The sequence below is a fragment of the Candidatus Lokiarchaeota archaeon genome, from assembly GCA_014730275.1.
In the GTDB taxonomy this organism is placed as follows: domain Archaea; phylum Asgardarchaeota; class Thorarchaeia; order Thorarchaeales; family Thorarchaeaceae; genus WJIL01.
In genome coordinates, this window is record WJIL01000071.1 from 1 (window position 1) to 22,015 (window position 22,015).

The following is a 22,015-nucleotide window of genomic DNA, read 5'->3' on the forward strand; positions in this document are numbered from 1 at the left end:
AAGTAGCACTCATAGTAACATTTTTCGCCTCGAAGGCATACCCCAGTTGTGAATATAATATCACTGAGCTTGGCATCGTTAAAAGCAAAGTTCAACTGCTTCAGGAAATTCCGAGACAAATCGCTAATTTCGACCCTAAGCAAATAGATGTCTTCACTCGCCACTGGAAATACTTTCAGTACCCGATCTTTGTGATGCAGCACTGATAATGCGGCCTTCTCCCCTATGTCTGCGATAAACTTGGCTGGAAACTGTACCGGCTTGTCCTTATCAAAACGTAAGATTGCTGCTGAAGTTGCTCCCTCGCGGTCTATACCCAAAGTTATCTTCACTTCCTTTTTGCTGTATGTTCGGTGTACGTGCGGCTCCACTTAAATGATTCTATGATTTCGTAGTGGAATAGGGCATTTAAGTTGATATTTAGTACTGATACTTCATCAATAATACTTTTCGCTGACTCATTTTTCAGCTCTTCCAAGCTCCCATAATGTATAATTGTGGTTTCTGACATGGTTGATTTCGGTTAATGATGAATCCACGCGTGACTCAACTTATTGGTATGGTGCTCGTAATCTTGTCTGCTGCTATGACCATAGTGGTTTGGAACGCAACTCTAGCCATAGAGGGTGTTTTTACTACAGTACTAGCTTCTGGATTGATTGTCTGGGGTATCCTGGCATTCCCGGAACTGGCAATTGGTCTGTGGCTTATTGCAAAAGGGTCACGAAGTGCAAAGGTTGGGAAGATTCAGGATAGATTGGCTAGTCTTGTTCGGACCGAGGGAAGAATCAGCGTGGATGAAGCTGCTCGCAGTCTTGAGTCCAATCGTCTGACTGTGGTTGAAGCTGCTGAAGAAATGGCAAAGAAGAAACTTCCATTAGTCTATCTGGACGTCAGTTCAAACGAGATTGTTGACCCTCGTTCAGTAGAACTCGAAGAAAGCATTCTCCACCTTCTTCACGCAAGGCGGAGAATGTCATTTGCTGAAATTTCTGAAGTCACAGAAGCAAATAGGGAACAGGTAGTTCAAGCATTGAACGAATTATCAAAATCTGGAAACTTCAGGGGTACCGTGGACACGGGTTCCAATGTTGTCTACACCCAAGAAGCTGTTACGGAACTACCTCGAGCACTTACATTCTGTACACACTGTGGGGGTAAACTGCCAGAACCAGTCCTTCCTGGAGAAGAGGAGGAATGTCCTTACTGTGGGCGAATGAATGTCAATCGGCTTGATGTTTAACATTCATGTGCTTCAGAATGAAATGGGCTATCACTCAGACGTTCACGGTGAATCTTCCATTTCTGGGTGATTTCGCCTTTTTCCGACACATGATAGTGATTGAACAAGTTTGCTACAAGACAGGAGTGATTTGGAACGATTCTGATTTTGGAACCCGGTTCTAGACTCTGCAGTGCTGAGCCTTTCTGAAGGCGAATTTTGCCATGCTCTTGGGATAAGCTTTGTATTGATGCTTTGTCATCTAACTCACTCTTTTCATAGCTTTCAATGACTTTCCCATATCCACATTCAGGAGCTACATGAACAGGACCCTGGTCCTTTGAGAGGGCCGTGGCCCCCGCGTCAACAACCACTCTTCCCTCGTAGACCCCGATTATGGTGGACATTACGCTAAGGGCGATATCGTTAATGTCGCAAGAGCCCAATATGGCTTGGGTGTAATCGAAGAAAACGTAATTTCCCGGACGTATTTCTGTAATGCCGTCTTTGATTTCCCGCGTCTGAGTCATTGTTGGCGTTGAACCAATGCTCACAGTTTTTGGTTTAAGATAATGTCTAGCTTTTCCAAGATCGCGCGCAAATCGAATCATGACATCCTGTTCTTTCTTCGCGATTCTCTGAATCTCTGAAGCGGACATGGCGCCATATGAGTGACCTCCATGGGTCAGAATTCCTTCGAATACTAGATTATCTGCATTGTCGATGCTTTCTGCAACTCTAATACTCTCTGGACGCGATGGATCAACACCACAGCGGTGATATCCACAATCGACCTTCAAAAGCACCTTCAGAGTTATCTTTTCTTCTCTGGCCGCTTTTTGTAACCTTTTTACAGTTTGAGGATGATCAACAAGAAGATTCAGCGAAACTTTCTTCGCGAGTTTGATTGATTCTTTCTCTTTTCCTAGAACAAATGGTTTGGCGAGTGTCAAATCATCAAAGCCAGCTTCAGCAAATGCTAGTGCCTCACCCAGCGTTGCTACTGTGATTCCGTTACATCCGTACTTCTTCTGTATCCTCGCAATCTCGGAACATTTGTGAGTTTTCACATGTGGGCGCAAATTGACCCCATTCTTAGTAGCGAATTCTGCCATACTCGCGATATTCCGTTCTACTCGCTCCAAATCAACTACTGCTGCTGGTGTTAGAACATCATGAATATGCATGGATTTTGTTCTCCATTCGACTTGTTCATAGTTCAAGTGATTCCGTGCTGATCCCCTTTGATTCGTCGTCTCAGTTTCAATCTCATCTCGTCAATCTTCTTTGAAACTCTGTTCTTCTCGGGCCAGAAAGGCTTGATTTCATCAAACCCCATAACATCGAAATATAGTGGACATGCCCCATAACAATACTGGAAATACTCACAAGACTTGCAGCCCTCTGGGGCAAATTCTTTTTCCCTCCAGAATTTTGCGGCTCTACTGTACCAGACTTCTTCAAAGCCATCATGAAGCAAATCACCCACCGGTTCACTGAAGCTCGAACAAGGCAGGAGATTGCCTTCTGCATCAACCGAGAGCAACCCCTCACAACATGCACAATGCTTGGCGCCCAGACCATGAGCGATGGGGTTGAAAAGGCATACGGGGGTTGGGGCATACCAGACAAACTCAATACCCTTCTTCTTGGCTCTCTTCTGTACCTTCTCTACTATTTCCCCGATTTCCGAGAAAGTTATTTGCAGTTCATCACGGAGCTTGGCAGCTGAGCCAGTATAAATGACCATGTTCATCGAAAAATAGGTGAGGCCCAATTCTTCAGCATGGAAATCCACCAGATTTTCTAAATCATGGACATTGAGCTTACAAATGGTTGTGTTGCAATGCGTATAGATGTCCGTCTCTCTTAGATTCCTAATTCCCTGCACTGTTTCCTCAAATGCTCCTGGAACCCCAACGATAGAGTCGTGAACTTCCGCATTCGACCCTTCTATGGATACCTGTGCGCTATGAAGTCCCGCTTCAACCAACTGTTCAACATACTGGCTGTCGCCGCATTTCCGCCCGTTCGTGATTAGATTCACTCTAAGTCCTTTCTTACGAGCATGTTGAATCAGTTCGAAAAGATCTGGTCTGAGTGTTGGTTCTCCCCCTGTAAATGAAAGACTTGGAACCTTTGCATCATCTACAATGATATCGATGACACGTTTGATTTCTTCAGTACTCATTTCGCCTGATTCCCGATAAGGAGAATATGCATAACAGAACTTGCACTTGTTGTTACAGCGGTATGTGACGGCTATTTCACTAAGCACGGGGAATTTGGTCTCACCGTGCCCAAAGGGGACAATTTTCGCTGTACTGTATGTGTAAATGTTCTGGTTACCGCTTACCATTTCTCGAAGGTCGGTCACAAAATCTGCTAAATCGTTCAATACTTGCTGCCTTTCTGCACTCACATTCTTGATGAAGTAGTCTACAACGAATTTTGGGTCTTTTCCATCTAGGAGCATTTTCAGCATCTTCACGCCTGTCTGATTCAAATTCATTACCTTGTTGGGGCGTAGAATGAGAAGTTGGTCTTCTTCACGGACGTAGAAGTATTCACTAACCTCACTCATGAATTTCGGAACCCATTGTAGATCCTCAAGCGTGTAAGCATATCCTTGACTGGTCATCAATGAGATACCCTGGAGCATCGACTTAAGAGTATTGGAGAAGACAAAGGCGATACGGCCGAAAACGCTATCTAGCTATTTTCCACCAGAGTGGTGAGGAAGATAGGTGTTTGATATGAGCAAAAAGACGACCTTGCCCTATGGCGAAGTGAAGGATAACAAGTTGATTATGGAATTCTCAGCATTTGATATGGATTTGCCTGTTATTGCGGCTGGAATCAGGGAGAGATCGGATGTGCTGCGAGAAATCGGCGTTATTTTTTCAGGCTTTGGAACCGAAGTCCCAGAGGAGCTTTCTAGACAGTCTCCAGCCAAAATCAGAGCCTTCTTTGAATACGTAGGTCAGGGTAATGACGTACAGACTATTCTGAAGCGAGCATATCACCTTGTCTGGGGAGGGATGATTCAGGAGTTTCCTGATTTGGTGGATTGGGCTGAAGCAAAAGCAGACTTGTCGAGTCTGACATTTGCACAAGCGGAAATCCTGCGAGCTAGAAGAAGGGAATGAGAGAGGCACAAAAGGATGCCTTCTGTCGAGATATCGTCAGTCATTTACGATCTGCTTGCAAACAGTATTGAACGGTCAGATGTATTTGAAGATGTGGACTCAACTGTGGAACAGGTGCTAAAGGGTTTTCTAGCAAAGCGAGACCTGTTCGGGCGTATGCATGCTCCATTTTCAACAATACTGATGAATTGTGTGGATGATTTGGTGGCTCTTCGGAAGCTGCTTGAGGGAGTGGATTGGCAAAGTAGAAGCAAACCAATCGAGGAAGCCACTGCCCGCCTGAAAGAAGCGGAAGACACCCTGCGTGAACAAGCCATAGAGTTGAATGAGGAGTACAAGTAAGGAGGATAGACACGCTTTGAGAATGAGTTCCAAGTGCCTAGTTTTTGTTGTTCTTTTGACAGTCATCTTGTCACCGGCAGTTAGTACAGCTGGAAAACCAGCACAGGATACTGAAGTCAACATTGATGAAATATTGGTTGACGTTTTCGTGCTTCCAAATGGCCGAATCAACGTCACCTATTTTATGACCTTTTCTGTGATAAGCGGTTCCATTGGTGGTTTCGATTTTTATGGCATTGAGGAATCCAATTATTATGACCAAGGGCGGGCGTATATCGAATATCAAGGGGAAACATACCCACTCGTTGTTACCCCGGTCTCAGAAGGATACAAGCTTGATTGGACACCACGAACACAAGAAGGTGAGTCTGTTACCGTTGTGTTCGGTTACGTGAGTACTGAACGGGTGATCGAACAAACCACCGCTACCCTTGAACTCGAGGGATCAGGGGAAGAAGTAACGTCTGACTTTGGAGTATTTAATTGGGCACCTGTTCAATGGAGCCTTCCAGTTGATTATGAGAATGTACGGGTAATCTATCCGATTACCATGAATTCTTCGTGGATTGAAACTGGGGGTGGCATTACACCGGACGGAGCAGATTATGCTGGTTATGTGGAAGATTACAGGCAACAGATTGAAGCTTCTGGTGGTGCCGCAAGGGATTTCGACGAGGTAAATCTCCTCGCTTATCCATCTGATTCCTCCCCCCCGCACCGAAATTTCAGTGTCAGTCTGGAGTCTTCTGGTTTATTAGCTCAGGATCATTTTCGAGTATTCCACTATACAAACTGGAGCTTCTATGCACCATACTTGATGCCTGGTCAACTTGGAATTAATGTGGAACAGAATATCAATGTGGAAGGCGGACAGAATTTCGAGCTCCCAATAGATATATACAATATTGGCGATCAAGCATTGCAAGGTGTAACAGTTACCATATCTCTGTCAGAGAACCTCACTTTGGTTGATGGCGCGGGTTCAGAGTATATTGGCAGCTTGGTAGGTGGAGAGAGCGTACATCTGGTTTATACAATCAATGCGGAGAATGTACCTGCTATTCTAACAGTAACATTCCAAATTACCGCAACGAATCTCAATGAGACGGATTGGGTAACCAGTACCGCCAATATCTATGTACAAGAGTCTGTGCCCCCTCTAATCGACCCTGATATAGCAGCAGTAATTGGAATATTTGGCGGTGGCTCGCTAGTTCTATTTGGTTTGGCTTTTTACGGATACAAGACAGCTACCGCTAGCTATGGTGCGAAATGGGATGCTGACGAAACAACAACGGTCGCCTATGAATCACCTGAGATTACCATTGAGACTTTTGGTGAACCCGGAACTGTAGCTGAACTGGATCCTATCGAGTCGGCTTTCTTCGTGAACAGACGACGTCAAGAACTCGTCACTATGATTATGATGTCATGCGTACGGAAAGGTGTCATCAGGATTATCTCAGATGAGCCGTTGAGACTCAGCAGAACTGGCATCAAGTTCGAAGACCTGACCTACTATGAGAAAATGTTCGTCGAGGCTATCGAGGACAATGAGCTGGACCCCGAAAAAGTAGATGCTATGATAGACGAGTTAGCTGACAGGGTGCAGAAGAAATCGTGGGATGCGGATTTTGAAGCAACAAAAGAAGCCCATGAAGAGCGAGTGAACGGTGCATGGGAGGAATTGGAATCACAGCCTACTGTGTCTGGACGGACGGATTATTATTTCGATGGCACCTATAGAGATCATGGTTGGTCATGGTACTGGATATATATGAACAAGCGCCATGATGATCTTCCTGATGCTGTCTCTCCAACTCCAGGTGATACTACTACACCTCAAATACCTGCATGGTTCCGTGATGTTTCTGATGCAACAGGACACACCATAACTCAGATTGCCGAGGGTGCAGCAGCAATCGCTGAGACGACCGGAGAGATTATGACCAATGTCACTGAGACAATTGGAGATATCATGAAGAATGTTGGTTCTATCATTACAGAGCCTCTGAGACCGATTGTGGAAGGTACCAGTCGCTGTGTGTCACACGATGCTTGCCACTCTGCGTGCGTATCCCATGATGCGTGTCATTCAGCTTGCCATTCAGCATGTCATAGTGCATGTGTCTGCCACTCCGCCTGTCATAGTGCTTGTCACTCAGCTTGTGTATCCGGTGGGTTCAGATAGGGGTAGCACGGAACGCGAAACACCTTTGGGGGAATCCACTGAATAGCGAAAATCTTTCGGCAAAGATTGATGAGATGCTCGGCATCCTTAGAAAACCAATAAACCGTTGCATTCCCTATTCGTTGATACATGGCCATTCGGGGCTGCGTATTCGTCCTTCAGATTGTAAGAGAGGAATCTAATTGGATTGTTAACTCGCAGTCTATCCGACTAAAGGATTTTTCATGTTCCTGCTTATCGTGTGTTCAGCACTGATTCGCTCGTGCTATCAACTAATGACTCGATTGCTTGAAAGGATATTACACTGAAACACTGATATGCCGGGTTCTACATCGTGCCAATGTCCAGTGAATCGACATGAAATCACTAGCATTGCATAGCTACAAGGGTGGAACCGGAAGGACGACAATTAGCGCCAATATAGCTGCTCTTCTTGCGAAGGATGGCAATAATGTAGCTATTCTTGACATGGATTTCTGGTCACCAACGATTCATACAATATTCCGAACAAAATCCAAGTCAGCATTTGTCCACGAGTATCTGTCTGGAGAAATTGACTACCACGAGCTGTTTACAGATTTAACATCAGCTTTTGACCTACCTGGAAGACTATTAGTAGGAGTTGGGGACTCACGAATAGATGTGATTCGACAGAATCTAGAGCATGATCGAGAGTGGTATCAGAATGCCTTGGCACGTCTTCTGTATCTTAAAGAGAAACTAAGCGATGAAGGAATTGATTACTTCATCATGGATTGCTCTCCAGGCATTCATTCATGCACCGTAAACGCCATTGTGGCCTGTGATTTGACATTGGTCTTATGTAGAGTAAACAACTTCGACATCGATGGAACTATTCAGCTCCGAGAAGGACTCTATAACCGTCTTGATAAAGAAACCACATTGCTCTTCAATATGGTTCCTTCACAGATGATGCAAAAATCACGCCTGTCTCAAGTGGAGGAAACAATTGAGGAGTCTTGTGGTCAAGATTCTGTGATTTCGGGATATCTGCAGTACTATCCTGAAATTCCTCTTGGAATGGGAGTTGAGATTCATGCTCTGACCCAGCCTAGTCTTGGATTTGTAACAGATTTGAAAATGGTGGTGAGTAGACTCTCCATAGTGGCCAACTATGCTACAAGTGCAATTGGTGAACAGATTTGATTCGAGCGGTCTTCATTTTGACCGAGGGCGGTATATTGCTTTACTCCAAAACTTTCGATTCAAGCGAAACTGACCCTTTTATGGTGAGTAGCTTCATGTCTGCAATATCAAGTTTCAGCAGAGAAGCAGTTGGTAATCAGCTTCAAGGAATCGAGGCTGATGACCGCTATATATTTCATTTCACTCAGAATCCTGTTACCGTCGTAGTACTGGCTGATCACAGAAGAGAAATTCCTGGCAGAACTCTTGAACAGATTGCACTGAGTTTCATCAGCAAATTCGCTGGAGATATTAGAAATGGAGATTACAACTCTGATCAATTCAGTGAGTTTGATGAAGCGCTTGAAGATATGCTTCCTAGAAAACTAACGATACATGATTCGCCTTCGAAAATTGACCCACTTGACGGTTTGAGCATTGTCGAATCACCAACTGAATTGCAAAACGTGGCAAAACTTGTTTTGCGAGAAAACGAGATATCTCCAGAACAGGTGGCAAAGACACTTCGTGTCGACTTAGTTACCGCCACAGAACAACTAGATAAGTTGGTTGAATTAGGAAAAATCCAGGTTCGAAATTCGGCTGATGGAACAGTCTATCATATTTAATCGGCCTACACGAATAACTAGATTTGTATATGATTACTATTTCGTTTTGACTGGGATTCTACAACCATGCCAGCAAGAAGGATTCTACTACTGGGCAATCCAAAACTGTATGCACAGTCCGACCCCGTATCTAGGGAAGAACTCGGCGAAGTGAACGCGATTGTAGAAGACCTTCATGATACACTAATGGAGTTTAGAAATGAATGGGGGGCAGGTAGGGCAATTGCAGCACCACAAATTGGTGAATTCAAACGTACTGTCTACGTTAACATAGATGAACCTGTTGTATTGTTTAACCCGAAGATTGTGGATCGAAGCAAGGAAATGATTGAGCTATGGGATGACTGCATGTCATTTCCACATCTGCTGGTGAAAGTCAAGCGACATCGCAGAATCACGGTTGAGTATCGTGATACAGATTGGAAGCGAATCAGAGCGGAATACACAGATGATGAATCTGAGCTGCTCCAACATGAAATCGATCATCTAAACGGACTTCTTGCAACCCAGAGAGCATTAGATTCCAAGTCTTTCGCTTTACGATCTCAACGGGACCTCTTACAACAATGATTTACATGTCGTTGCTTTCGTCAGATACTCCAAGGCAGTCTCTCATACTGCTACAAAGCATTATCATCAAAGATGCTTCTCAGAATTAGCTGTGCTTCTTCATGTCTTTCTCTGTCGATAGGGATTTTAAGCGGATTCTTGATATCGAAGCTATTAGTTATGATTTCAACTCTCGCGTTGAAGAAACCCAAATGCGCTTCTACGCTATCAATTTCACCATACTTTATTGAAAGCGACAATGGATGCATGGCCAAAATTTCCTCTGGGCTTTTGCCTTCAAATTGAGAACGACGCTCCCGTTTCTTCCGAATATACTCCTGGAGAGCAGGCGTCTCATAACCTATTGTCCCTTGGGGCATGTCGGTTTCTCCACACCAAACCACCCCACATATGAGGCGAAGATCAGTTATGAAAAGATCGTATTCAGGAATCTGTTTCTCTATCCGTTTCATTCTTGCTACTTGGGTATATTCGTTTGAATTGCTCTCACTATTCTCATTGCTCTCTCTTCGATACAAATTGGGAAACTTCCGCGAGTTTCGAAATATCGCAATGATGGTTTCCAATAGCCTTTAGCCTCAATATATTGCTTAATTATTATTAATATATAAGGAGGATGTGGATGTAATACAGTTTTTCGCAATATGAGATTGCGCACATTGCTTTCCAAAATCTATTTGTCATTACCTTTCGATGTATAATGCGAGTGATGGCAAAGAGGAGATGGACAAGATGAGCAAGACTTCCATATTTCATTTGAGCGATATTCACATCGGAGAACAGGGTGTCAACGTTGGCGAGTTTCAGCGTGCAGTTGATGAGGTAAGAGAACTTGCTTCTGAGACAGAATCACCTTTGGTGCTTATCACAGGTGATTTGACTTCCGGTGGCCTACGGGAAGAGTATGAAAGCTTCGCTGCTGTAGTCGATAGTGTAGATGTACCAATGGTTATAGTTCCTGGTAACCACGATGAACGAAACTACGGGGCCGCTCAGTTTGAGAAAATCTTCGGAGAGCGTTTCAAAACCTACCAGGACGAGAATATTGCCCTTTACGCCGCAGATAGTGCAGAACCGGACAATGATGCAGGTCATGTAGGGCGCGCGAAGTATAGAGAAATCCGGGAATTCTTTAGTGAGAGCGAGGGAAAAGTCAGAATATTTGCTCTACATCACCATCTTGTTCCAGTGCCTCACACCGGTCGAGAGCACAATGTTGTTGAAGACGCCGGTGATTTGTTGGGATTGCTTGACGAATCCAAATGCAACCTTGTCCTGAATGGTCACCGACATGTTCCCTGGATGTGGAGGCTCAATGATGTTGTTCATTATACTACGGGAACACTGCTTTCACGCAGAATTCGAGGGGCTAACACACAGGTCTATACCGTGGTTGAAGTGAGCCCTGAAGAAGCAAGATTCACCCTCCGCGAACGGGAAGGTGCATCCAAGAGTTTCGCCAGCTGCGAGCTTCGTAAATGATGCGCAACTGATTCAGTTAGACCATCTAAATCGCAATAAAGCCTATAGGCGGGGTATATCAACTTGACCTATAACGTGTTTGAACCAGTAAACCCTCGTTGGCGGAATATGTATGATACTCGAGGCAATCTTGCTATCTCCACATAACACAGAACAGCTTCGACTCCGCCATTCCACTTTCTCTGTTGATTCCGATATGATTCTTGATTTGGTTGATCGAGCGGCCTCCGAAGAAAGCTACTCTGTAGATCCTGAACTGGGACCTCTCAGGGTGCCAACTTTCACCGAAACGTGTCAAGATGACATAACGCGGACTTTTGCAATTGCACTTGATGAAAACACAGCAATTGCTCTTGCCGGAGATGAAGGAGAATCGGAAGGGAAATTGAGAGTTCGTGCCGGTCTTATTCTAAAGGAGATTCAATCGCGATATGATGAATTCCGATATGATTCCCTTTCTGGAATTGAAAAGAGAGATCTTATCTCCGCGGTTAACGAATACATATTCGAACATACGAGAATAGTTCTATTTGGAGCAAGCGAGACCGGTAAGACATCAATCTTCCAGTTTGCTAGCACCGGTTCAGTTGTAACCAATTACTCCAAGACCACTAAGACCAACGTTGTCCCTAAACTCAATGAATACCGCCAGATTCTTGAGAAGCGCGTAACCGGTCCTCAGGATGAGTGGTTTCAAATCGCAAACCACTTGCTAATGCTGTATGATTTGCCGGGGGGTAAGCAATACAGGAACAGTTGGAAATCTTATCTTTCCCGCGCAGATGTTGCAGCCCTTGTTGTGAAAAGCACGGAGGACGGAATAGTCGAAGGAAAGAAACTCCTTACAGAATTCGAAAATATATTACCAGACCATGTGATTGCAATAGCAAATTTTCAAGATCTCGAAGATGCTATTCCTCCTCCCATTGTTGCAAGATTCTTGGGCGTCGAAACCCATGGTATGGTTGCAATTGATGTGGATCGTCACGATATTTTGCGTGATATGCTGAAAACAAGCGCTGTAACCGATTATCAGAGATATTAGTTTGCCATTATCCCAAGCGATGGAACTATATTCTGCCCCTGTTCTCCAAAAACCGAAAGAAAATGGGCATTGGTGAAAGTTTCCTAGAACTATGCGGCAGAGTAGGCAATCTTACAAAACAGAAAACAGGAATCAGTATAGTCGATGCTTATTTCGGTCCTGAGGAATTAAGACCTGAGCTGCAGGATACTCAACCTGTCGATGAACTGATTGCTGAATTGAATAAACTGAATGACGTCATAAATGACGAAATCACCGATAATATACGGCGAGATTTTCTTGTGGGGGAGATTGCTTCACTACGTACTGTGGTCGATTGGCTTACGGGTGGGGATATTCCCTATTCCAAACTTGTTAGTGAACTGTTTCATATTGATATCCAACATTTCTCGGAGCGGGACATAGATGAAGCTCAGGCCAATCTAGATCGTTTACTTCCGGGGGATGAGAGCCAGACACTAAAGGAACGGGTCTATCTCTATGAAGAAAAGGGAAAAGTGAGTGGAGCTGAATTACGGCAACTCATAGAGGGGGAACTCCAAGAAAAGGCTACTGAGGTTGGCAACCTATTCAAGGAAAGGGTATTCTCTCTAATGGGTGATGATGTAACTGACAATGGCGTCACCTACAAACCTGTCAAGGATGAGCCTTGGAGCGGCTACAATTACTATCAGGGTGATTTCAAGTCGATAAATGCCTTCAATACTGATAGATCCTTCAATAGACACAATCTCCTAGGCGTTATTTACCATGAATATGAACACCATGTGTCGGGCCTTTGGAGAGAGAAAGCATTCCATGAGAAGGGCTGGACGGAGCTGAGTATTGTACCTCTCCATACCGGTCGTTGCGTTATTTCTGAAGGTACTGCAGATACTGCCCGAGAGTTCCTTGAAATCAAGGAATCCGAAACGGAAGAGTTGGTTCGTGCCCTCTACAAGCTACGAAGGATGACTAGCATCAATGCAGCAGTTATGCTCAACGAAAAAGGAACTCCGAAAGATGAAGTAATCGAGTATTTGATTGAAAGAGGTCTACGCAAACCAAAGTCGGCGAAGGGCTCGATTCAGTTCATTCATCCTGAGAAAGAAGATGGCACGCCAAACATATGGGCGCCCTATGTTTTCACCTATTACTTCGGCAGAAATAATTTCGTTTTCCCGACTTTCCAACGGGCAAAAGAGGAAGACGAGATGAAGCGCTTCTTCAGGACCCTTTATCTCAATCCCTTCTCTGGATCTAGTGTTACGTGGAAAGAAGCTTACAATTGGCTCTAAACCTGAAGTTTCCCGTCTTTCATTACGGTCAATTCAGTTCCATCGATCAGCGTAATAACCACCGTGGGCTCATCGACAAGGAAATCCTGATGTGTGCCGGAGTTGTTTGCTGTCTCCCCAGGGTAGTCCATGTTGTTACCAAAGGCTACATGGATGGCGTTTCCTAGTTTCTCGGATTCAAGAAATTCCTCAACAAGTCTGGCCTTTGGATTCAATCCAAATGCGAATTCGCCGACATGCTTAGCCATTTCATCAGTATCTTGGGTTTCCCGTACAATCTGGAGAGCTTCTTCATCGTCACAGTCGAGATTCTGTACTTCTCCGTTTTCAAACTCAATGGTGAAAGTACTGTCAATCGGCCCAATGCCCCCGATAGCAAGATCCGATACAAGCTTGCCTTCTCCTTGTGTTTCGACAGGCCCGACTAACACCTCGCCTGTCGGCAGGTTCATCCACTTCATATCGAGCCAGTTTAGCTTGGTATCGGTAAACCACTTACGACCCTTAACACTCAGGGTGAAATCTGAGCCGGAAGGTGAGGTGACATGAACAGAAACCGAATCCTGTATCTTGGCCAGCAGTGATTCCGCTTCGCTCTGCATCTTTGCATGCTCTTTAGTTGTAAGGGCAAGTGCACCTTTGGTTAACATGTCCATAGTGATACCTGGACAATGACCGAGTCTGGATCTACGCTTTCTCGTCTCAAGCTTGATGATTTGAATCCTGAATGGTGTTTCCTGCGCTGGTCCCCGAAGCGTATTGATGTAGATGTCTGGAGGATTGGGGGAGTTGGCGATTTCCACTAGGTGAGGTGGAACTGATTTGCGGTAGACACCTTCTTCGGTTTCCAAAACCAGTAACCTTGTCCATAGGCCGAGCTCAAGACCCCCTTGCGCGAAAGTCTCTCCTACCTCACTTCTTACATCATCTGTTACTACAAGCAAGGACTCGCCAGGTTTTCCTTCTAACACGGCTTGTATGGCATTGGCAGCAGCTTGTTTCGCATCCATCATGTTACACTCTTCTAAAACATCACATGCATGGCTTAAAACATTGAAGTATCATGGCAATTACGATGCCAAGCTATTTACGAGGAGAATGTATATTCTGAAGTATGGTTGAAGGAAGAAAATTGATTGATGTCCTGCATTGCGAAGAAGGTCGCATATTCTGTAGAGCAAAGAAGGTCATGCTTGCAGTGGACGGAAGTGACGCTTCTGCGCGAGCGGCTACTGTGGCTTTCGAGGTCTGCGAACTAACAGGTTCCAAGCTCTTAGTTATTCACGTTGTGCCAACTCCTTCCGTTGACCAGGTTGCCATTATGTCCGAATTGAGTCGGGAAGAAATCATGAGAAAATATCGCAATAACGGAATGAGTCTCATTGAGGGATATGAGAAAGAGGCTGAGGAATACGATCTTGAAGTAGAGGGTATCCTCGATGAAGGACTTCCTTCTTCTCGAATTATTCGGCAGGCAAAAGACAGAGATGTCGATCTCATTGTCATGGGTTCACTGGGTAGAGGCGGAGGTCAGAAGAAAACCGGCATAGGTAGCTCTACCGAACGAGTTATCGAAGGTTCCGACTGTCCGGTTCTTGTTACTAAGTGAGTGCTTGAGAATCACTCCATCTTTCGAGCCATACTCATCATATTCCGTACTGAGAGTGCTTCTTCGGCAGACTTAACGTAGGCTTCAGCTACTTCTGTTGCTGCCTCGGACGGCACACCAAATTCCTCAAGCTTCCTCCGAAGTACGTCTTTGCCTTTCTTTACTCTTCTCTTTGCTCTCCAGATAGCAAGACTGGTTTTGGCGAGTAGCTTTCCACTCCCCAAGATGGCCCGCAGGGCTGTCCGAGCGGACATTTTTCTGCTTACTCCTCGATTTCCGCTGAGATATCGATTTCTTCCCCTTGTTGAGCCATATCCATTATTTTGCCAAAGTCAAGAGCTGAAGCGTATTGCTTGGTCATCTTGAGCGCAACTTCGTCTGGCAGACCTTGTTCTTTCAATTTCGCGTAGAAGCCACCTATGGCTTCAGCCATCTTCGCTGCTGCTTCAGGACTGTAAACACTATTCACTAGGCCCGATATCAGTTTGGGTATCGATTCATTCAGTGCTGAAAAAATCTCTCGGATTTCTTCTGCTTCTTCTTTTGGAGTTTGCTTATCTTCCTTCATTGTATTTCACATGCCCTAATAGTGTGGTCACTTCATAATAGCATTCTGAGTAAAAGTGAACAGATTTTATGCACATACTACCCAAATATAGCCTTACTTATTCGTGCCGGCCAAATCATAGTATGTTGCCCGATCATCATCAGTATCAACAGTAATCAGTATCCCTCTGTCAAGTAGGTTCTTCACCCGCTGCCGAACTATTCGTCTTGAAGCAGTTCCTCTCTGTCTGCGGACTCCGGCAGTGATCTGACTGATATTCAAAGGCCCTCGTTCATCAAGTGTTTTTATCATTGCCCAAGCTATATCGTCTTTCTTCAAATCGCCATATCTGGATTCTAACCGTTCAGCTCGTGTGAATTTGCTCATCAGGCTTACCATACTGTCGTAAAATTCGAAACCTTCTCTGATGACCTGTGCTGATTCTGAAACCTCTTCTATTCGAGGGTCTATGCTTTCAATCAACGATTCGACGCGTTCAAGCCGTCGGGATATCTGGTCAAGCCGGTCTTGTATCTCTTCGATGCCAGGCTTCTGTTCTGATACATCGGTATCATTTTCGGACTTGCCGGTGCTATCCTTTTTCAATAAGAACCACGATTCTCTTGAGGTTGACTACGGTGATAAATATTGGTGATGAATACTTCAAGACGAGAGTTACGAAAAATCGTTCTTTGACTGCCCAGTGAATGCTTTAATATGATAAACTCCCAGTATCCTATGTTCAGTTTGTTCTATTTATTGTCAGGGCAAATCACTGAATCATATCACGCTAAAAGAGGTCAACAGCTTGAAAAAATTCGTCATTTGCACGCTTCTGATATTTGTGTTAGCACTATCGACTGCTAGTTCTGATGTGCGTTCACCTAATGCTCTTAAGAATTCGATGCCGCGCGATCAAGCTCGACAGAAACTCGATTTGGATTACCTAACGGATGAGTATGGAGCGAAGATACCTATTGTTGCTCGGATTGAAAGAGAAATCGATAGTGACACGATTGCGTTTATGGACCAAGCTGGAGTAGTATTCGGTTTGGTTTCACCTGAGAAAAGCAGCATAGGGAATCACTTTCTTCTCGAAGGTCCCGCGGGAGGCTTTGAAAAGTGCTTGGAGCATGGCATCATTTCAGACTGGAGTCTCCAAACCTCACCTGAACAGCTTCATGCTACAAGGGATGTTTCCATGTCGGAAATAAACGCAACCAATGCCTGGAATCAGCTAGATCGTCTTGACAGGAATGTGACCGGCGAGGATATTCTCATAGCAGATTTGGATTCGGGTGTTGATTGGACGCATCCTGATTTATGGTTTGCAGATGGTGGTACTTTTGATTGGAAAGAGAGTGGTCCTGCTAACGCTGTATTTGACAATGGTACGGATTATGTCGATTTGGATGGGGACGATAACCCTGACACAGGAGAGGAACTCTATGCAATCGACCTTGATCGGGATGGCAGCTACAATTGCTCTACTGACTGGCTATGGGCTGATAATGTTACTCAGGATGGTATTCCTCAGATAGGGGAACCCTACTTCGTTGTCAATGATACAAACGGTGATGACCAGCTTCAGCTGGGCGAGCCACTTACTATGCTGGCTACTCCGAAAACCAAGTACATTGTTGAGGAAGATGGATTTGATAATCTCCAAGTATGGATGAGAGGAAAGAATCTCACACAGAGTACTCACGAGGATACAGATGGCCATGGCACAGCTGTTTCGGGTATTCTACTAGGGGGTCAAATTGGTTTTAGAAAATACGTGGGCGCCGCACCTAGCGCAGAACTGATGATGATTAAAGTACTCGGTTCTGGTGGCACAAGCCTTACAGTTGAGAAGGCGCTCATGTATGCTCGCAATCAAGGCGCTGATGTCATTCTCACTGAGTTTGGATCATGGACCTATCATTACCTGGATGGTTCTTCTCCGGCTGCAGGCTTGATAGATGATCTTGTCGACGACGGTGTACCTGTGATTTCACCAAGTGGAAATCTGGGTGACAAAGAGAAGCATGCAAATGCTACAGTTGCACCCGATACGCCCTATGATATAGACTTCCATATTCCTACGCCAGCAGCTGATCCTTATCTAGAGGGTGATATCGAGGATGTCTACATCACTGTTCTTAGCGTAAATGATACCGATTTCAGTACCTGTAACTTCAGTCTGGTCATCGATTTCACGAGCTGGTCCGGTCCTGCCAGCCATACCATCTATCTCCATCCTGGAGCTGGGAAGGACAATTGGAATGGCGAAGCGCCTGTAGCCTTTGGTGGATCGACTCTAATCGTTGAGTCTTACATATCTGTTTCAAGCCGTTCTACAAAGATGCTCGCAATTCACATTTTCACTTCAGGTGGTGGTTCACTTCCAACCACCGCGGTAGGCGGACCATATCATCAGCTCAATATCACGGCTCCTACAATTACTACTTTTCATGCCTATATTTCCGACGACAAAACCTCGTGGACTGGTGGGGCTATTTGGACAAGTGATGTGTTTGATTACTATCACATAACTTGGCCATCAACTGCTGATTCGGCTGTAAGTGTTGCTAGCTATCATTCCCGAGATCTCTTGGGTGGAACAATTGGCGACATAGCAGATTTCTCATCGAGAGGTCCCCGAATCGATGAGGTTCAAAAACAGGCTGTGGCAGCACCGGGAGGATATGACATAATTAGTGATTACTCAAATGCTTCCACATGGTATGGATGGTACAACGATTATGGGAGCCTTCCGTTCGATAACAGATTCGCCAGCTATCAGCTCTTCAGTGGTACAAGTGCTTCAGGCCCGCACGTAGCTGGGTGCGCCGCTTTGATGTTACAGATTTCACCCTCTCTTGGTTCTGAGGTTGGTGACTACATCAAATCGACGGCAAGAAACGATTCATTTACTGGCGCGGTACCCAATCCGACGTGGGGATATGGGAAGCTCGATGTGCTTGCGGCCGTACTGAGCATAGACGTTGAAGCGCCAGTGATTCACTCATTTGAGAGGAATCCGCTTTCTGTTGAGTACTATCAAAGTGTGACAGTAGAAGCAAATGTGAGTGATAATTCGGATTTTGTGAATGTGTACTTGAAATACAATGCCACAGGCTGGGTTGAAAACAAGACCGTATTGATGACTGAACAGCCCAGCGGCAATTACACTGTGGAAATCGGTCCTTTCAATTATTCCCAGTCGATTTACTACAGCGTTTTCGCTAATGACACGGGAGGTAATGGAAATGAAACCAGCTGGGTGATGTTTTCAGTCGGTGACACTGTAAAACCAGATATGGTGAATCCTTGGAGAAATGCGACTTCACCTGGGGCCAATCGAGATGTAGCTATTTCCATTGACGTTCTAGAGCCTGCAGGTGCTGCTGGAGTAGACACTGTTCTGCTCAACTATACTACGAATGATTGGTCTAACTTCACTGTGTTGACTATGCAGGGGACTCAGGATACATATTCTGTGGTGATACCTGGACAGTCGCTAGATACTTCTGTAGAGTACTTCTTCTGGGCAAATGATACTGAAGGTAATACTAACTACACCTCTATCTACAACTATACAACGATTTCTCCTGAAAGCAACCCACCGACTATTGGTACTCCAAATCGAACGCCAGAAAGTCCCAACAGTCAAGAAAATGTCACCATTACCGTATTTGTTTCTGATGATACTGAAGTAGACACCGTTATCCTCTCCTATAATGATGGCACGGATTGGCACAACACCACTATGACCAAAGAGGATTCAACATACACTGGCGTGATTCCTGGATTACCAGGAGGAACAGAAGTATCATACAGAATCTTCGCGAGCGATGTACTTGGTAACTGGGAGATTTCTAGTATTTACACCTACACGGTTGAGAGCGAGACAACTACCACAACGACGACTACCACAACTACAACCTCGCCTACGAGTACACCCACCACGACTACAACGACTCCTACAACACCAGGACTGACACCCGATTATCTGCGACTGGCCATAATGATTTCTCTCATTGTTGTTATGGTCATAGTATGGATTGCATACCAAAGGTACAGGTCCAAATAGGAGATTTGAAAAACGACAGGTTGTTGTCATATCATGATACAAGATGTTTTGTGCCTAGAGCCTTCACTTAATAACGGGGCGCAATCTTTATCGACAATAGAGACAATCAGCGAGTGAATGATTCCTATGACCGAGCAGCTCGGAAGCTTCGATGTACCCTTGCCCGATAGCCTAGCGGGCATTAACAAATCAGCAGACTCTATGCCAATTGAAGTATTGTTAGAAGATGGCAACACTGTAGTGTCTATTGATTGCAGTTGCTGTTCAGAGCTGCTATCTAGCCGTCTACCCGGCGGAGTGTTGATTCCTATTGCCTCTGCTCTCAAAACCTTCTTCGAACGTAGCGGTATGCGTAATCTCGACGTAGAAGTTAGGGGCAATATCATGAGACGGATTTATGAAGGTGAAATGGAGGCTTCTATGGTTGAAACTATGGCTTCGAGAGTGAAGCATTCAGTTAAGGAATTTGCAAGGAAACGGAATAATACTTGACTGCACTCATCCAATGTAGGTTTGCTCATTCTTCATAATCAGAATCACAATAGATGTGTTAATCTCTATCAGATTGAGATAGCAAAAAATGAAAAACAAGCGGGGAATGAATCCCCGCTCCGCTTTATACTACTGGTTTTCTTCTTGAAATTCCTTGAGGAAGTCACAGAGAGTCTCTACTCCTTCAATGCTCATCGCATTGTAAATCGAAGCTCTCATTCCGCCTATTGATCTGTGACCGCTGAGTCCTATCAGACCGCGTTCCTCGCCTTCTTTGATGCACTTCTTCTCGAGCTCTTCAGTTGGCAAGTTGAACGTGACGTTCATGATGCTTCTGTCTTCTTTCACAATGTGTCCTTTGTAGAAACCATTGGACTCATCAATCACATCATAGAGCATACCGGCCTTCTTTCGGTTCCTCTTCTCAAGTGCTTCAACACCCCCGAGTTCGTCGTAGTATTCAAGCACAAGCTTGCACATGTATATGGGGAATACAGGCGGTGTGTTGAACAACGAGTCTCGGTTGACGTGGGTTTTCCACTTCTGCAAAGTGGGTGTATCTTCCGGAACTCGATCAAGTAGATGCTCCCTGACCGCAACCATGGTGACACCGGCTGGTCCAAGATTCTTCTGAGCTCCAGCAAAGATGACGCCGAAATAGTCTGGGTCAATCTCTCTTGCCATAATGTCCGATGACATATCGCAGACAACGGGAACACCTTCAGGTACTTCGGGCCAGTTGAAAATTTGGCTACCGTTCACTGTGTTGTTGCTGGTCATATACGCAAAGGCCGCATCATCATCGAAGTCTATGTCTTTCGGGATGTATTCGTAGTCGTCCTCTTCAGACGAAGCAACCACATTCACATCGCCATACAATTTGGCTTCTTTGATGAACTTCGCTGACCATCTTCCGGCGTGAAGAACGTCTATGGGTTTGCCTGGTATCTGCAGGTTCAGTGGGGCCATCCAGAATTGTGTCGATGCCCCGCCCTGAAGCCAGAGAACTTTGAAGTCATCAGGCAGGTCCATTAGATCGCTAACTAGTTCCATTGCTCGGTAATGAATCTCTTCGTATTGATCGGACCTATGAGATATCTCCATAACGGACATACCATTTCCATCATAGTTCAGCAATTTTTCCTTTGCTTTCTTGAGTACTGGCAGAGGAAGCGTTGCCGGTCCGGGATAGAAGTTGTATACTCGCTCAACCATGTTTTACCACAACCATTTGTTCTGTTGCAACTCTCCGGAGCTTCAGCTATGAAACCACCTACACTTCGAAGGTTGACATGATGCCGCTGTTCGCCCCCGGTAATAAGCTGTTCGATATGCTTAGGATTTGACGAAAAAGTCGAGAATCTGTATGGCTGCATCAAAACCGTGGACCTACTCCTCACCCTAACAACAGAATAGCCCGACCAGAAACCAACGGCCTGAGATTTATAATAACCCCCCTCCTAGTCCGAATAGTGGTAATCTCAGTGAAGACACGTATTCGTATCTTGGCGATTATTAGCTTGGCCATGTTTATCAGCATGGGCGTCATATCGGTTCTGTTTCCCGTCTCAGAACTGCAATTTGGAAGCTCTATGGACACAATTGCCTATGAGACGGTGGCGATTCGAGATTCAAGCGGGAACCTCTCAACAACCAATGATGATATCTATACTCTAGGGATGGGGGATTTCAATCTATCAATCGCAAGTATCAATATTTCAATTGACGACGATGTTGAGTCTATTCGTGTAAAGTCCGTCTTGCACAGGGAAGTGATGTATGAATCTGACCAGCTTTTGAATATTTCATTTTCAGAAGAATTGAGCATATACTATGAGAATGATAGCATCACGAAGCAGTTGCCTGAAGGCTCCATGCTTTTGGAGAGCGAAGTCACAACATCATCAACTAAGCCCCTAGAACTTACTCTTGACAAATCCACTATTGACAACTTTACTATATCGAACATAAGCATTCAGAATGAGTTTGCATTTCGCGTTGCAGCTTCTGCGGACTATACCATCAATTACGTAGTTTACATGGAAGTTATCCAGGTTCTAAAGGAGTCTCCGCCGATGTACGTATCTTTTCTGCAAATCCTGTTACCGGTGGTCGGCATATTCTCAGCCGCGATGCTTCTCATTGATCTGGAGCGATCAGAAACATAAATGGTAGAGTGGGCTGGTTGCCTCAACTCGTCTACCTTTTCACTCTATTTCTCTGAGGACTTGAGTAT

The 22,015-nt window shown here is 44.9% G+C and carries 22 protein-coding genes; 14 read left to right on the top strand and 8 right to left on the bottom strand.

The genetic code is table 11. The annotated features are described in order from the left end of the window. Nucleotides 1-541: 541 nt before the first annotated feature. A complete protein-coding gene (locus GF309_08320) occupies nt 542-1,243 on the top strand; it encodes a hypothetical protein (GenBank protein ID MBD3158775.1) in 702 nt (233 codons plus the stop codon). Here the strand turns inward: GF309_08320 and GF309_08325 are convergent. Then, nucleotides 1,240-2,409 carry a D-TA family PLP-dependent enzyme gene (locus tag GF309_08325; protein ID MBD3158776.1) on the bottom strand — a complete coding sequence of 390 codons (1,170 nt, stop codon included), beginning with the start codon at nt 2,407-2,409 and terminating at the stop codon, nt 1,240-1,242. The genes GF309_08320 and GF309_08325 overlap by 4 nt on opposite strands. Nucleotides 2,410-2,441: 32 nt before the next feature. Then, nucleotides 2,442-3,884 (bottom strand): radical SAM protein, encoded by a 1,443-nt coding sequence (locus GF309_08330; GenBank protein MBD3158777.1) that lies wholly within the window; start codon nt 3,882-3,884, stop codon nt 2,442-2,444. Nucleotides 3,885-3,978: 94 nt separating this feature from the next. On the opposite strand from GF309_08330, the gene GF309_08335 reads away from it, so the two are divergent. From GF309_08335 to GF309_08360, 6 genes are all read left to right on the top strand, one after another. Then, nucleotides 3,979-4,371, top strand: a complete 393-nt coding sequence (locus GF309_08335) for a hypothetical protein (GenBank protein ID MBD3158778.1) — start codon at nt 3,979-3,981, stop codon at nt 4,369-4,371. Nucleotides 4,372-4,386: 15 nt separating this feature from the next. After that, nucleotides 4,387-4,713 (top strand): hypothetical protein, encoded by a 327-nt coding sequence (locus GF309_08340; GenBank protein MBD3158779.1) that lies wholly within the window; start codon nt 4,387-4,389, stop codon nt 4,711-4,713. Further along, a complete protein-coding gene (locus tag GF309_08345; protein ID MBD3158780.1) occupies nt 4,697-6,904 on the top strand; it encodes a hypothetical protein in 2,208 nt (735 codons plus the stop codon). Before GF309_08340 ends, GF309_08345 begins: the two co-directional genes overlap by 17 nt. Nucleotides 6,905-7,261: 357 nt before the next feature. Next, nucleotides 7,262-8,071 (top strand): AAA family ATPase, encoded by an 810-nt coding sequence (locus GF309_08350; GenBank protein MBD3158781.1) that lies wholly within the window; start codon nt 7,262-7,264, stop codon nt 8,069-8,071. Nucleotides 8,072-8,166: 95 nt separating this feature from the next. Beyond that, on the top strand, nt 8,167-8,679 hold the full coding sequence (locus tag GF309_08355) for a hypothetical protein (GenBank protein ID MBD3158782.1): 513 nt from the start codon (nt 8,167-8,169) through the stop codon (nt 8,677-8,679). A gap of 66 nt (nt 8,680-8,745) precedes the next feature. Then, nucleotides 8,746-9,249 (top strand): peptide deformylase, encoded by a 504-nt coding sequence (locus tag GF309_08360; GenBank protein MBD3158783.1) that lies wholly within the window; start codon nt 8,746-8,748, stop codon nt 9,247-9,249. Between the two features lie 50 nt (nt 9,250-9,299). Here the strand turns inward: GF309_08360 and GF309_08365 are convergent, their stop codons facing one another. Next, entirely contained in the window at nt 9,300-9,767 is a 468-nt protein-coding gene (locus tag GF309_08365; protein MBD3158784.1) for a hypothetical protein, read from the bottom strand. Nucleotides 9,768-9,942: 175 nt separating this feature from the next. Here GF309_08365 and GF309_08370 point away from each other — a divergent pair, with 175 nt between their 5' ends. From GF309_08370 to GF309_08380, 3 genes are all read left to right on the top strand, one after another. Further along, complete coding sequence (locus GF309_08370) at nt 9,943-10,731, top strand: metallophosphoesterase (protein ID MBD3158785.1); 789 nt, start codon at nt 9,943-9,945, stop codon at nt 10,729-10,731. Between the two features lie 112 nt (nt 10,732-10,843). After that, entirely contained in the window at nt 10,844-11,776 is a 933-nt protein-coding gene (locus GF309_08375; protein MBD3158786.1) for a hypothetical protein, read from the top strand. A gap of 62 nt (nt 11,777-11,838) precedes the next feature. Further along, on the top strand, nt 11,839-13,053 hold the full coding sequence (locus GF309_08380; GenBank protein MBD3158787.1) for a hypothetical protein: 1,215 nt from the start codon (nt 11,839-11,841) through the stop codon (nt 13,051-13,053). On the opposite strand, the gene GF309_08385 is transcribed toward GF309_08380, so the two are convergent. Continuing rightward, complete coding sequence (locus GF309_08385) at nt 13,050-14,066, bottom strand: hypothetical protein (GenBank protein MBD3158788.1); 1,017 nt, start codon at nt 14,064-14,066, stop codon at nt 13,050-13,052. The two genes, GF309_08380 and GF309_08385, sit on opposite strands and share 4 nt — an antisense overlap. A 101-nt stretch (nt 14,067-14,167) precedes the next feature. Between GF309_08385 and GF309_08390 the strand changes: the two genes are divergently transcribed. Then, complete coding sequence (locus GF309_08390) at nt 14,168-14,662, top strand: hypothetical protein (protein MBD3158789.1); 495 nt, start codon at nt 14,168-14,170, stop codon at nt 14,660-14,662. Between the two features lie 11 nt (nt 14,663-14,673). Here the strand turns inward: GF309_08390 and GF309_08395 are convergent, their stop codons facing one another. The 3 genes from GF309_08395 to GF309_08405 form a co-directional block, all read right to left on the bottom strand. Then, nucleotides 14,674-14,916 (bottom strand): hypothetical protein, encoded by a 243-nt coding sequence (locus GF309_08395; protein MBD3158790.1) that lies wholly within the window; start codon nt 14,914-14,916, stop codon nt 14,674-14,676. Nucleotides 14,917-14,924: 8 nt separating this feature from the next. Beyond that, nucleotides 14,925-15,230 (bottom strand): hypothetical protein, encoded by a 306-nt coding sequence (locus tag GF309_08400; GenBank protein MBD3158791.1) that lies wholly within the window; start codon nt 15,228-15,230, stop codon nt 14,925-14,927. Between the two features lie 93 nt (nt 15,231-15,323). Continuing rightward, complete coding sequence (locus GF309_08405) at nt 15,324-15,815, bottom strand: hypothetical protein (GenBank protein MBD3158792.1); 492 nt, start codon at nt 15,813-15,815, stop codon at nt 15,324-15,326. A 298-nt stretch (nt 15,816-16,113) separates the two neighbouring features. On the opposite strand from GF309_08405, the gene GF309_08410 reads away from it, so the two are divergent. Both GF309_08410 and GF309_08415 read left to right on the top strand, forming a co-directional pair. Further along, nucleotides 16,114-19,287, top strand: coding sequence for a S8 family serine peptidase (locus GF309_08410; GenBank protein MBD3158793.1), 3,174 nt, complete (start codon nt 16,114-16,116; stop codon nt 19,285-19,287). A gap of 126 nt (nt 19,288-19,413) precedes the next feature. Further along, the gene (locus tag GF309_08415) at nt 19,414-19,779 is read left to right on the top strand and encodes a hypothetical protein (GenBank protein MBD3158794.1); all 366 of its coding nucleotides are present in this window, start codon (nt 19,414-19,416) and stop codon (nt 19,777-19,779) included. Nucleotides 19,780-19,908: 129 nt separating this feature from the next. Here the strand turns inward: GF309_08415 and serC are convergent, their stop codons facing one another. After that, nucleotides 19,909-20,994, bottom strand: a complete 1,086-nt coding sequence (serC, locus tag GF309_08420) for a 3-phosphoserine/phosphohydroxythreonine transaminase (protein MBD3158795.1) — start codon at nt 20,992-20,994, stop codon at nt 19,909-19,911. Between the two features lie 269 nt (nt 20,995-21,263). On the opposite strand from serC, the gene GF309_08425 reads away from it, so the two are divergent. Further along, nucleotides 21,264-21,947 carry a hypothetical protein gene (locus tag GF309_08425; GenBank protein ID MBD3158796.1) on the top strand — a complete coding sequence of 228 codons (684 nt, stop codon included), beginning with the start codon at nt 21,264-21,266 and terminating at the stop codon, nt 21,945-21,947. The last annotated feature ends 68 nt before the right edge of the window (nt 21,948-22,015 follow it).